This window comes from Longimicrobium sp. (assembly GCA_036389135.1).
Taxonomy (GTDB): Bacteria; Gemmatimonadota; Gemmatimonadetes; order Longimicrobiales; family Longimicrobiaceae; genus Longimicrobium.
The window spans coordinates 1-11694 of record DASVQP010000126.1 but is presented as its reverse complement, the minus strand read 5'-3'; the positions used below and the strand labels follow the sequence as shown (position 1 = coordinate 11694).

The 11694-nt window shown below is 64.7% G+C and carries 11 protein-coding genes and 1 tRNA gene; 3 read left to right on the top strand and 9 right to left on the bottom strand.

All coding sequences use genetic code 11. The annotated features are described in order from the left end of the window. The 8 genes from VF584_25425 to VF584_25390 all read right to left on the bottom strand — a co-directional run. Positions 1-878: hypothetical protein (locus VF584_25425; GenBank protein HEX8213536.1), on the bottom strand; the 878-nt coding region annotated here is incomplete at its 3' end. 3 nt (positions 879-881) lie between these two features. Next, positions 882-1646 (bottom strand): TIGR04290 family methyltransferase, encoded by a 765-nt coding sequence (locus tag VF584_25420; GenBank protein ID HEX8213535.1) that lies wholly within the window; start codon positions 1644-1646, stop codon positions 882-884. Between the two features lie 11 nt (positions 1647-1657). After that, positions 1658-2461, bottom strand: coding sequence for a nucleotidyltransferase family protein (locus VF584_25415; protein HEX8213534.1), 804 nt, complete (start codon positions 2459-2461; stop codon positions 1658-1660). A 2-nt stretch (positions 2462-2463) separates the two neighbouring features. Beyond that, entirely contained in the window at positions 2464-3561 is a 1098-nt protein-coding gene (locus VF584_25410; GenBank protein HEX8213533.1) for a glycosyltransferase, read from the bottom strand. A 234-nt stretch (positions 3562-3795) separates the two neighbouring features. Continuing rightward, complete coding sequence (locus VF584_25405) at positions 3796-4542, bottom strand: alpha/beta fold hydrolase (protein HEX8213532.1); 747 nt, start codon at positions 4540-4542, stop codon at positions 3796-3798. Then, entirely contained in the window at positions 4518-4904 is a 387-nt protein-coding gene (locus VF584_25400; protein HEX8213531.1) for a VOC family protein, read from the bottom strand. The genes VF584_25405 and VF584_25400 overlap by 25 nt, the downstream gene beginning before the upstream one ends. Before the next feature lie 114 nt (positions 4905-5018). After that, a complete protein-coding gene (locus VF584_25395) occupies positions 5019-6668 on the bottom strand; it encodes an NACHT domain-containing protein (GenBank protein ID HEX8213530.1) in 1650 nt (549 codons plus the stop codon). A 438-nt stretch (positions 6669-7106) separates the two neighbouring features. Then, positions 7107-7799 carry a DNA/RNA non-specific endonuclease gene (locus VF584_25390; protein HEX8213529.1) on the bottom strand — a complete coding sequence of 231 codons (693 nt, stop codon included), beginning with the start codon at positions 7797-7799 and terminating at the stop codon, positions 7107-7109. 452 nt (positions 7800-8251) lie between these two features. Between VF584_25390 and VF584_25385 the strand changes: the two genes are divergently transcribed. Both VF584_25385 and VF584_25380 read left to right on the top strand, forming a co-directional pair. Then, positions 8252-9133, top strand: a complete 882-nt coding sequence (locus VF584_25385; GenBank protein HEX8213528.1) for a DUF817 domain-containing protein — start codon at positions 8252-8254, stop codon at positions 9131-9133. 85 nt (positions 9134-9218) lie between these two features. Beyond that, positions 9219-9908: a hypothetical protein gene (locus tag VF584_25380; GenBank protein ID HEX8213527.1), complete on the top strand. Its 690-nt coding sequence runs from the start codon at positions 9219-9221 to the stop codon at positions 9906-9908. An 858-nt stretch (positions 9909-10766) separates the two neighbouring features. On the opposite strand, the gene VF584_25375 is transcribed toward VF584_25380, so the two are convergent. After that, a tRNA-Ile gene (locus VF584_25375) sits at positions 10767-10839 on the bottom strand. Between the two features lie 245 nt (positions 10840-11084). On the opposite strand from VF584_25375, the gene VF584_25370 reads away from it, so the two are divergent. Continuing rightward, on the top strand, positions 11085-11498 hold the full coding sequence (locus VF584_25370) for a hypothetical protein (GenBank protein HEX8213526.1): 414 nt from the start codon (positions 11085-11087) through the stop codon (positions 11496-11498). Positions 11499-11694: the final 196 nt, after the last annotated feature.

Genomic DNA, 11694 nt, shown 5'->3' with positions numbered 1-11694 from the left:
TAGCGCTCGATCATCTGGCCGCAGAACGCCGCGAACTCCTCCTTGACGAGGGGCGGGCTCGTGTGGTGCGGCGCGATCCCGCGGTGCTCGGGCGTGAAGCAGAACGTCACGGTGACGTCGAAGTCGGCGAGCGCCTCCATCTGGCGGTCGAACCAGTCGAGGGCGTTGGGGCGAAAACTGTCGGCCCAGGACAGCCCGGTGCGCAGATGCTTGACGCCGAGCCGCTTCATCCAGGCGACCGCATCGTCGAGCCGGTGATCCTCGAAATGGAACCACTGGCAGATGCCCATCTCGGGCGTGAGCTTGGCGAATTCCTCCGCCGCCGGCTTCGGCGTGCCGTCCTCGCGCAGGATGCCCATGTAGAAATGCCGATAGTAGGACGAGCCCTCCGCCTCCCGGTGGCGAGTGGTCGCCTCCCAGGCGCGCGGCAGGTCGTAGAGGCTGTACCAGTGGATGCGTGGCGCCTTGCCGACGAGGAGCTCAGCCGTGCGCTTGAGCCCCCATAGCTGCACCTCCTCCGCCCCGAAGGTCGAGATGCCGACTTCCGTCACCCAGATCGGCTTGTCCGTCACGGCGCGGATCTCGTCGATCTTTGCCGGCCACTCGTGGATCTGCCAGAGGTTCCAGTCGAGCGGGAAGCCGTGCACGGCGACGACGTCCACGTGGTCGAGGACGCCACGGTCTTCCATGTTGCGGATGAAGATCGGGTCGATCGGCGAGATGCCGCCGAGCACGCGCGGCAGATGAGGGTTCTCAGCCTTGATGGCCTGCCCGGCGCAGATCGCCGTGTCGGCGAACATGGCCCAGCCCGGATCGATTTCTGGGTCCCAATGCGACTTGTTGTTGGGCTCGTTCCAGATCATCGCCGCTTCGATCATTCGTCACTTCCCTTTCGCCGGATAGACGGCGCCGGCCCACTCGGACCGCTCGCCGCGCCGGCAGACGTAAACCTCGTCCTCCGGATGGGCGAGGATGGTGAAGCCGGCCGAGCGCAGCATGGCCTCCGCGCAGGCGGCGTTCGGCACCCACCAGTTGGTCGGATCGTCGGCGTAGCGGTTTTCGATGAAATGCAGCTTCGGGTACGACGCGCGATCGAACATCTCGGTCTGCCAGAAGTCGTAGTTCTCGGCGACCTCCTCCACGTCCTTGGAGCCGCGCTGCATCGACTGGAAGACGAGGAGATCGCCGACCGCGTGCTCGTAGAGGAGGTCGAGGGCGAGCAGCGGGTGGCGCAGGTGGTACAGCACGCCCATGAAGATCACGAAGTCGAACTTCTCGCCGAGCGACGCCACGTCGTACACGGACATCTTGTGGAACTCGATGTCCGTCATCCCGTTGACCGCGGTGGCGAAGCGCGCCTGCTCCAGGTACAGGTCCTCGCTGTCGATCCCCACCACGCGCTCGGCGCCGCGCCGCTTCATTTCCATCGAGTAGAAGCCGGCGTTGCACCCCACGTCCAGCACCGTCTTCCCGGAGAGGTCCGCGGGGATGGCATGGGCGAAGTTGCGGAACTTCATCGCCGGGTAGTCGCCCAGGAAGTGGTTCGGGGCGGTGCGCACCCCCATCAGCTCCAGGTTGTGGAACCAGGGGCCCAGCCGCTCCACCTGCTCGCGGACCTCCTGCGGGGTCATGGAAGCTGCGGTCATTTCCGTCGTGCTCAAAGGGACACCTCCGCCACGGGCGGCGGCGCGGGTACGGCGGACACGAAGGCCGCCACGGTCGGGAGCCCGGAGGGGGCCGGGCGCTCCTCCAGCAGGTGGATCGCCTCGCGGTAGCCGTGAAGCGTCCCCACGTCCACGTACGACTCGCCGGCGGGGATGCCCAGCGCTTCCCCGCCCCGCGCCAGCCAGGCGTTGACCAGCGTGCCGATGTACTCGTCGCGCCGGCCGCGCTCCAGCCAGAGATCGTGCAGCTCGCGCAGGATGGCGACGGGGAGCTTGAAGGCGCCCCACACCCAGTGGCTCTCCGCACCCGGCTGCTTTACCTGGATCTCGCGCACGCGCCCGGCGGCGTCCGTCACCACCGCGTCAAAGAACTCGGGGCGCTCCACGGGGAAGAGGAGGAACGAAAACGCGCCGTCGGGAAGGTCGCGCAGCCCGTCCTCGGGGAACCAGATGGTGTCCGGGAGGCCGACGAGCACCGTCTCGTCCTCGGCGAGGAGCGGGAGGGCGCGGAAGATGGAGTCGCAGAGGCCGGCGGGCTTGGGCTGCACGGCGTAGCACACGTGCGCGCTCCCCACGCCGCCGCCGTAGTAGCCCAGGATGTCCGACTTCCCGGGCGAGATGACGAAGCAGATCTTGTCCGCGCCGCCGCGGATCATGCGCTCCACCAGGTACTCGCTCACGGCGCGCGGCCGCTCCACGCCGTCGTCGAAGCGGCTCCCCACGGGGAGGAGCTCCTTGGAAAAGGCCAGCGGCTGGATCCTGGTTCCGGCGCCCGCGGCCGGGATGATTCCCCACATCCTCACACCTCCATCGCAAGAGCCTGGTCCACCCGCTCGCCCGCCGCCTCCACCGCCCTCACCAGCTCCTCCGCGCGCCGGTCCGACGTGTGCTCCTCCAGCGTCCGTTCGCGCGCCGCCCGCGCGATCCTGGCCAGCTCCTCGTGCGGCACCGCGAGCGCCGCCATCGCCTCCTCGGTGCTCCTCGCGGTCAGGATCTCCTGGCCGGGCGCAAAGAACTCGTCCAGCCCCGCCCACGTGTCGGTCAGGATCGGCACCCCGCACGCCGCCGCCTCGAAGAGCCGGCCGGACGGGCAGTACCCCATCTCCGCCATCGCGCGGCGCGTGACGTTGAGCGTGAGGCGCGACGAGCAGTAGAACGCCGGGTGCTGCGCGGGCGGAAGGTGCTGCATGAAGAAGAGGTTGGGCGTCCACGGAAAGTCCTGCGGATACTGCGCCCCGCCGATCAGGAAGCGCCGCTCCGGAAGCCTGCGCGCCGGTTCCAGCAGGAGCGCCTCCACGGCCGCCTGCCGGTCCGCCGCGTACGTGCCCAGGTACGAAAGGTCCGCCATCGCTCCCTCCAGCGGCGCCACGGGCCGGTGCACCTCGGGGTCGACGTGTCCGTACAGCGGCGCCACCCGCCGCGCCCCCAGCGTGGTGCGAAGCTGCGTGAGCGCCGCGCCGCCGGTAAAGGAGAGCACCAGGTCGAAGTCGCGCAGCCCGCGCTCCCCGATGTACGACACCGGCGCCCCACTGCGCAGCGCATCCAGGGTGACGGGGGTGTCCAGGTCGTAGAAGACGCGCGCCGGCGCCGGCGAGTCCAGCACCAGCTCGGTGGCGGCGATCCCGTCGGGGCAGTACGAGGTGACCATCGCCACATCCGCATCGGCCGCGTGGCGGCGCGCGGCGGGGAGCACCTCGTCCCAGTCGCGGTACAGGACCAGCTCGCCGCCGGGGATCTCCCACAGGTCGCGGCTGCCGGCGTAGTAGGGAACGTCGCGCTCAAAGAAGACCACCCGGTGCCCCTGCCGGGCCAGCGCGCGGCAAAGCCCCCGCCAGAGCGTCGCGTGGCCGTTCCCCCACGACGAGCTGATGGTAAGGCCAAAGATCACCAGCTTCATCGGTGGAGCTCTCTCGCTGTGCGGGCGCTCGGACAGGGGCCGTCCTTCAACTCACGTGGGGCGCAAAATGCAGATACCGGACCAGAAGCATCATCAACGAAGCTCCGCTCCCGCATCCACTTAGATGCTCCCGCACCCACTCCGCGGCGCCGTTCGGCGGAAGTACAACGCCGGCCGCGCGATGCGCGACGTGGCTGTCGCGGCTGCACGGCCGGCGTTCGCTGTTTCGCGACGCTACCCGATGTGCAGCGCGAGCCAGCGGAGCATCTCCTCCATCGTCCGCTCCCAGTCCTCCTCGCCCATCAGGTGCACGGCGCCGGGCAGCTCCACGTAGCGCGCCCGCTCCGATTCGCCGAGCCTGCGGTGAAGCTCGCGCGCGGGGCCCGGCGGCACGTTGTCGTCGTTCTCCGCCGTGATCGAAAGGAGCGCCACCCTGCGAAACGCCTCCAGCCCGTGGTGCGGGCTGTCCGGGCGCGGCCACTCTGGCGAGCCGAGGATCGCCACCGCCGCGCGTACCGGCGGCTCCTCCAGCAGCGCGCGGTAGACCACGTAGCCGCCCATCGAGATCCCCACCAGCGCCACCCGTTCGGCGTCCGCGAGCCCCTCGTCCACCAGCGCCCTCACGATGCCGGGCACCTCGCGCGCCGTCTCCTCCACCAGCCCGAGCATGAAGCGGATCGTCTCCTCGCGCGACACGTCGATGCGCGCGTCCAGATCGGGGAGCCGCCGCTCGCCGTGCCCCGCCGCGTCCACCCCCACCGCCAGGAACCCCGCCCCCGCGATCCTCTCCAGTTCCTTGCGGTGCGTCTCCTTGTCCACGCTCAGCCCGTGGAACCAGAGCACGGCCGGAAGCGGCGGGCTCGCGCCGGCGGGAACGGCGAGCAGCAGCGGCGCGTCCCCGACGCGGCGCGCAATCCAATCGATCGGCAACAGGATGTCGTCGCCCATCTGCGGGGCTACCCCACCATGGTCGCGATCCACCAGGTGGTGCCGCCCGGGTCTTTGATGCCGCCGCGCTTGTCGGCGTCATCCTTCTTGACCGGCTCCTGCACGGAGGTCGCCCCCGCGTCCAGCGCGCGCCGGTACGTGTCGTCTACGTCCGCGACGTAGACGTGCACGTGGGAGGGGACCGGCGGCCACCCTTCGACGCCGTCGGCGAGCATCACCACCGTGTCGTCGATGCGCACTTCGGCGTGCACGAGCTTGCCCGCGTCGTCAGGGAATCGGCGCAACTCGACGGCGCCGAAGACCCGCACCAGGAAGTTGATGGTCGCGCCGGCGCCATCTACGATGAGGTAGGGGGAGACGGTGGTGTAGCTGTGCGGTTTCTGCGAGGAGCTCATTACAAATCTTCGTTGCGCGGCCAAGTGAGGTGGTTCAGTACTCACGTGACCGTTCTAAGAGCCTTGGCGGCAGTAGTGTGCTAGTTTGATGGTCTGCAAAGATCAAGCTGCAGTCTACGGCCTGCGACGAAGGAACGAGCGCAGGCTGTCACGTTCCAACCGATCAAGGTGGCACTTTTCTGCGACTTCCCTAATTTTACCATCGCTCAGAAGGCGCGGCTCCTGTTTGCGCATTCGACTGAGCAGTGTTAATGCACTCGTGAGTATATCACGCACATTGGCGTCTTTCGCTGCGGCCCGAACTGACGCGTCAGTGATTGGAATCCATTTCTTTTCTGGAAGCTCCCTTGCGAGAATAGAGAACCCCGCCTCGTTGTGCCCACGCCGCTGAGCGTAAGGAATTACTTCGGTGATCTGCCTCCAAATGGCAGGTGATAGGTTTGAGCGCGGGTTTCCAAGGACAACATGGATCTCGGCGGGCGAGCCATCGTGTTCTCCGAAGAAGTACGACATGCTCCATGCCGGAAATGGCGGGTCGGTTTCGTCCTCCTGCGTTGACGCAGGCCACCTCCCGAGTACAACCGTGCCCATGAACGTCAATGTACGAAAGAGTGGGTCGTCATCGGGCGCATGTAGCGCTGCTTGACTTGCTACCGGTGCCACCACGGCTCGCCGGAAAAGTGGAGGGTCAAGATCAGCAATGAAGTCCAGCACCTCAGCGAAACGCCCCACGAGTGCGCCATTCAGGATGTCACTGATCATCTGCTCCCCATCTGGGTCGCCGTAGACCAGGTACTCGGCGGCGAAGAACTCAGCAATCGATTTATGTACGAAGCGCAAAGCGTTGCCTTCACGCACGAGCAGCGGTACAGCAGAGAGTAAGTCTTCAACGAAAGCTGCGGAGGACGCCGGGGAAACCGAACTAAGTCCACTCGCAGACGTGGTGAATTCTTGTGCTTCAGCCTCGCCACGAAGACTAGTCGCTTTTTGGTTAACAATTGTGAGAAACGAAAACGCCCGGAGCAAACGACGAAAGGTCGCGACATCTAGTTCAGACGCCTTGTCGCGGACGTATCCAGACTTGGTCAAGTCATGGCCTTTATAAAGTGCATTGAAGAGCTCGTCGTAGAAGATTGTGATGCTTACCTCGATCGACTTCGTGTAGGCAAATGTCCGATAGAGTAGAGTGACTAGCAGGGGTGTCTGCAGGAAACGTTTGGGGATAGCAGGAAACCGAGTCGTTAGCCGCGCTCCAATGTCCAACTCTCCGAGTGCGCGATCATAGCGTCGTACTAGCGACTCAGCTTGCCCGAGGGTAAGCGGACGTATCGTTACCGTGCGTGCGCCTGATATATTCGGGAGGGGCGTCTCGGGCCGAGTGGTGACGACAAGCGCGCTCTTCTCTGAACCGCGCCCTAGCTCCTCGATCTGTGCAAGCATTTCGCGGCGCCGTTCCGACGCGACCTCGTCCAACCCGTCGAGTATAAAGAGGAACCGCCCTACCGCAAACAATCTATAAATAAGTTCGCGGTCAAATTCTCGGTCAAGCTCATCGAACTCCCTCGCTAGTGCTCCCATCAGTGTCTCGCCGTCCCGGATTCGGCTTAGCTCCAGAAGTACTGGAACCGCGTCATCCGCACCGATTGCTTCGTTGATCAGGTGGCGAACGTACGTGGACTTACCCATCCCCGCGCCGTCTACAACGAAGGTACGCGCACCGTCGCGCCGCAACTCCGCAGAGGGCACGTCGTCTGCCTTTTCCATCCCTCGCAATGACAGTGGCTCATACACTACGGCCATCGCGAGGGCGTCCCTTGATAGCACGGTAGGAATGAACGAAACACGGTCCAGTAGGCGTTGCGCGTACCCAACGAACAATGCCGGGAGATCAGGATCTTCGAGCCGCCGTTGTAGATCCCTCTCCGTTGCCCAACGGCGAAGACGCGCGATCCACGGCCCCGCGATCGCGTCAGTCGCTGACGCTACCGGCTTTATTGCTTCCTTCCCTACGGCAGCACCTACGGCGAGACCGATTGGTTCCGACATATCTCAAGTCATCGGGAGCAGGGTTTACCAACCTGAGCATCGGCGAATGGGCCAGTTGTTTCAGACCCACATCGATATCGATGCGGATACTAGAACGGTAGCATGGCTCAAGCCACCGCAACAGCCTGAACGCAGGAGCAAGGCCCGTGCGCCGGCTCAGGGGATGTGGCCGAGGGCGCGCGCGTACGAGGCCGCGTTGGTCTGGATGGTCGGCGAATGGGGGTCCTGGACCACTGACCAGCAGCTATTCGCCGTGTGCGCGGCGCCGGTGTAGAACTTGTAGCCTCCGTTCGGCACGTACAGGACAGTGTAGAACTCCGCGGGGCCGAGGTCCAGCGGCGGCTTGGGAAGGTGCTTCACCAGCTCCCCCAGCGCGATCGGCCCATTGCCCTGCAGCGACAGCTTGAGTCCGCTCGGAGCGGGAAAGAGGCAGAACGGGTTCCCGCTCGCTCCCGGGATGGGAAAGTGGGGCGTCGCCTGGTAGCCGTCGTACTCACAGTCCACGGTGTAGACGTACTGGCTCCCCGCGTTGGCGAGGACGAACCGCCGCACCGCGTCCTCGTACTCGTACATGAACGGGTGGTTGGTGCCCGCCGTCAGGGTGACGAGATTCTGCGCCACGTTCCCGGGGCCGCCCAGGTGATTGCCGATGAGGTGGCCCCGGTTGTGGTGCGTGGGGCATGCCCCGTCACCCCACCCCGGCGGGAGGATGTCCGAGCTGGGGCCCGACCCGCCGGTCATGTTGGTGGAGGTCAGGATCGCGGTCGCCCGCGTGACGACCGTCGCCGTGACCGGCTGGTTCCACTGCTTGGTGATGACGCTCGTCGTGTAGGCGATCGGCGGCGGCATGCGTTCCTTTCTGCGGGTGCGGGGGTCCGGGAGGACGAGGGGGACGAGGGGGCGTGCAACAGGGCGGAATTTCGCGCGGGCCAGCCGCAGCACGCAAGACACCGAGGATCCGCCGCCTGAGGGGGAGGGGCGAGAGAGCCCCCACGCCTGACCACCGCATGAAGTGAACGCAGCCGCGTCCCAACCTCATGAGATGAACCACCCTACCAGCTTCACTGTTCTTGCTGTGATATTTGCCTGCTCACGGTGGCAGGGCTTGCAACGCAGCGGTTGTGTGGGCTGAGCCCGGGCAATGCTCGCGTTCGGGCTCTACTACGTTGGTCGAACCCTTCGCACCCGAGTTCTTTTGAGCCACTACCGCCGGATGAGCTGGATGCTGGGGGGTAGCCGGTCAAATTCCATCGCTTCGGGGATGGCACTCAGCGAACTCTGCCTACTCCTAGAGCAGCGTCATGGCTGACTCGAGCTCTGGTGCTCACCCGGAGGCGCGAGTGAGCGCGGAGGAGCCGGCGTTCTCGGCTCTGCCGCGGCCGCGGCGCGGGCGCTCCCGAGTGCGGCGCGCGCTGATCGAGTTCCTCTGGTTCGGCATCAAGAACGCACGCGCATGCTTGTTCGCCGGGCTGTTCTTCGTGGCCGTGTTCGCCGTTCCGCGTGCGGGCATCCTGGGGATTCCGCGCTACGACCTCCTGCTCCTCATCGCACTCGCGATCCAGATCGGGATGTTGTGGACGGGGCTCGAAACGTGGGACGAGCTGAAGGCCATCACCATCTTCCACGTGATCGGGTTCGCGCTCGAGGTGTTCAAGACGTCCGACGCCATCCGCTCGTGGAGCTATCCCGACTTCGCCTACAGCAAGGTGCTCGGGGTTCCGCTCTTCTCCGGCTTCATGTACGCGGCCGTGGGGAGCTACGTCATCCAGGCGTGGCGGCTCTTCGACCTGCGGATCCGGCATCACCCGCCCTACTGGATGGCGGCACTGACCGCGCTGGCGATCTACGCGAACTTCTTCACGCACCACTACATCGCGGACCTGCGCTGGCACCTCGCCGCGCTGGCGCTGGGGCTGTATGCCCGCACCACCGTGCTGTTCCGGCCACTGGACCGCGACCGTGGAATGCCGCTGCTGGTGTCGTTTCTCCTGATCGGGTTCTTTATCTGGCTCGCCGAAAACATCAGCACGTTCTTTGGCATCTGGAGGTATCCGGATCAGCTGGGCGCGTGGACCACCGTGCACGTGGGGAAGTGGAGTTCCTGGTCGCTCCTGGTGGTAATGACGGTCACGATCGTGGCGAATCTCAAGCACATCAAGGAGCGCGTGCACGTGCCGGCCTGACGGTTGCTTCAGGTTGCCCAGGCGCGGCCTGAGACGAGTGCCACACGGACACCGTCTCTCCACCACACTTTCCATCGAGGTATGAATGCGGAGCTACACGGTCGCCCCTCTAGTGCTGGTTGTGAGCGGAATTCTGTCTGCCAGTGCATCGGCGCAGGGGTACAGCGCGCCTCTGGTGCAGGTTGACCGTTCCCCATCGGCCCGGGAGATGGGCGGACCAGATTCCGTAACCCAGATCTCCCCGGCCGCGCACCGTTTCGAGGACGCCGTGATAGTCGCGGACGTTGGAGTGCAGAGCACGGCAGTGGCGCTCAAGATTCGGAACAAGAGCGCCTCCACGCTCCGCCTGATGTGGGACGATGCGAGCTTCATCGAGTCGGACGGCGAGGCGGGGCGGATCATGCATTCGGGGGTGAGGTTTCTCGAACGCGATCGCCCACAGCCGCCGAGCATCATCCCAGCCGGGACCACTTTGACGGACCAGGCCATACCGGTCGATCGCGTCTCCTTCAGCTCAGGAGCTTCCGGCAGCTGGCGGACCGCACCGATATTCCGCCGGGGCGAGGCGGTGGCGGGCAAGCGTGTCGGACTCCTCATCCCGGTGGACATGGATGGGAAAAAGCTGGAGTACACATTCTGGTTCCAGGTCGTGGAGGATGGGCCCGCATCCGAAATCACGAAACGCCGCTCCAACCGAACCTGGTACATAATCTTAGGGCTCGTCGTACTCGGTGTGATCGGCAACCTCCTTCCCGACGAAGAGGCGGCGAAGTAGCTGCCCTCGCGGCATCAGTTGCCGCTCTCGCCACGTGAAGCGGCGGAATGGCTCGAAACTCTGGACAACATTGACGCCATGGCCGCGGGGCACATGAAAGCGCGATTCCAAAGATTTATGGGGATGTGCGCGGTGCTCCTACCCGCGCTCTACGCGAATGGGTGTACCGCGCAGTCACAGGAGGAAGACCGTGGCACTGTGCAAGGGTCCGTCACCGGCGCCCTGGCGCATCGCGTGGCGGGCTTCGGTACTTCTTGCACCAATTTCGGACACTTCACCATCTTCTTGGAGGATACAGTCCGCGGGGTGTACACCGTTCTCTCGGGCTCGCGCGCGGACGGAACGGCACCCAGGCCGGGAAGCTACTCGCTGGTTCCGCTCGATGAGGCAGGGCCGGGGCAGTTCGAGGTGTGGATCGGCAGGCGATGGTTGCCCCACACCGAAGACAGGGAGGTCGACGCGGTTGGGGGAACGCTGACGCTGAGCCGCGTGGACTCAACTCGGGTCGTGGGGGACGTTCAAGTGGCTCTGAAAGTGGGGGATGACCAGACTGAACTGAAGGACTACATGACCGATACCACGCCTGACGTGCCGGACGCGCCTCCGTCGCCGGCTGACTTCTCCGCTCGCTCCGATGTTCCGTGGGGCACTTGCCGGCAACCAAAACCGTAGAGCTCGTGTTGATACGCCTCACCTAGGAGGTGCGTTGCCGCGCAAGTCGGATTGAGGGTACATGGCGCGGAATGCCGCCGCGGCCTTAAAGTCGAGGGGGCGAGCCTCTTGGCCGCATTTCTGGCCCTGTTCTCCGGAACGCAGGAAGCCCCGCAAGCTGAGTGCTTGCGGGGCCTCTACCTGCAACGGGCCTGACCAATTCATAATGGCCGACCTCACGCCTATCAGGCGCGCGCTCTAGCCAACTGAGCTACAGGCCTAAGAAACCAGGGCAGGGCGTCCGCGGGGCGATCGCAATCTTTCTGCTTCCGAGGATGCTGTGCCACCTGCGGCAATTTGTCACGCGAGCCTCAGAACTGGTGTGGCACGCGCATCTCGTCCCCCACGAAACTTCACCGATTACAGGTCGGACGTGCAATACGCCGCCAAGCGGACGATGCTAGGCGTTGAAACCTCATCTATGTGGATGCCTCGGTAGTTGGCCACGGAATCAGCGAGTCACGCGTGCGCGAGGAACCTATTCATCTGCCGCCGAGTCAGGTCAGAGAGGATCTCACCATCAAACTTCTCGATCCGCTCCATGCGGACGCGCACTCGCTCGATGTCTCTTATGTACTTGTCACCCTCAACACGTGCGAACGATTCGTAGAAACGCTGCAGGCGCGCACCCGGGTACTTGTGCTCAAGCCATACGGCCGCCACACAGGCAAGCCATTCTCCGTGACGCCGGTCGAAGCCTACGGCGCGCGTTTCGTTCCCTGTCACGCCCGTCAAAGATTCAGGATCTTCGCGTTGATCTCGTACCCGTGCGCACTAGCGTCCGGTTATAAGTCGAAGAACTGCAACTGGTTGCATGTTGACTCCTCGGACATTTGCGACTTTGCACGCGAGAATGCCTGTGAAAGCTCGACTTTCTGAAAGAGGCTGACGCTCAGGATCTGTAGCATTGTGTAGAGACTGAGTTCCGTTTTTAGGCTCCTCGCTATTTCAAGTGGGTAGCGGGCGGAACGTGAGCTTGCCGGCGATAAGGTAGGCCATGGCGATGAGGTTGCGGGTCGAGCGATAGCCACGGGCCCTCGCCTTGGCCGCCTGCACCAAGCTGTTGACCCCTTCG

Bases quoted from the DNA above. Each gene is read 5' to 3' on its own strand.
- VF584_25420 (HEX8213535.1), bottom strand. From the start codon at position 1,646: ATGACCGCAGCTTCCATGACCCCGCAGGAGGTCCGCGAGCAGGTGGAG.
- VF584_25395 (HEX8213530.1), bottom strand. From the start codon at position 6,668: ATGGAAAAGGCAGACGACGTGCCCTCTGCGGAGTTGCGGCGCGACGGT.
- VF584_25390 (HEX8213529.1), bottom strand. From the start codon at position 7,799: ATGCCGCCGCCGATCGCCTACACGACGAGCGTCATCACCAAGCAGTGG.
- VF584_25400 (HEX8213531.1), bottom strand. From the start codon at position 4,904: ATGAGCTCCTCGCAGAAACCGCACAGCTACACCACCGTCTCCCCCTAC.
- VF584_25415 (HEX8213534.1), bottom strand. From the start codon at position 2,461: ATGTGGGGAATCATCCCGGCCGCGGGCGCCGGAACCAGGATCCAGCCG.
- VF584_25410 (HEX8213533.1), bottom strand. From the start codon at position 3,561: ATGAAGCTGGTGATCTTTGGCCTTACCATCAGCTCGTCGTGGGGGAAC.
- VF584_25385 (HEX8213528.1), top strand. From the start codon at position 8,252: ATGGCTGACTCGAGCTCTGGTGCTCACCCGGAGGCGCGAGTGAGCGCG.
- VF584_25380 (HEX8213527.1), top strand. From the start codon at position 9,219: ATGCGGAGCTACACGGTCGCCCCTCTAGTGCTGGTTGTGAGCGGAATT.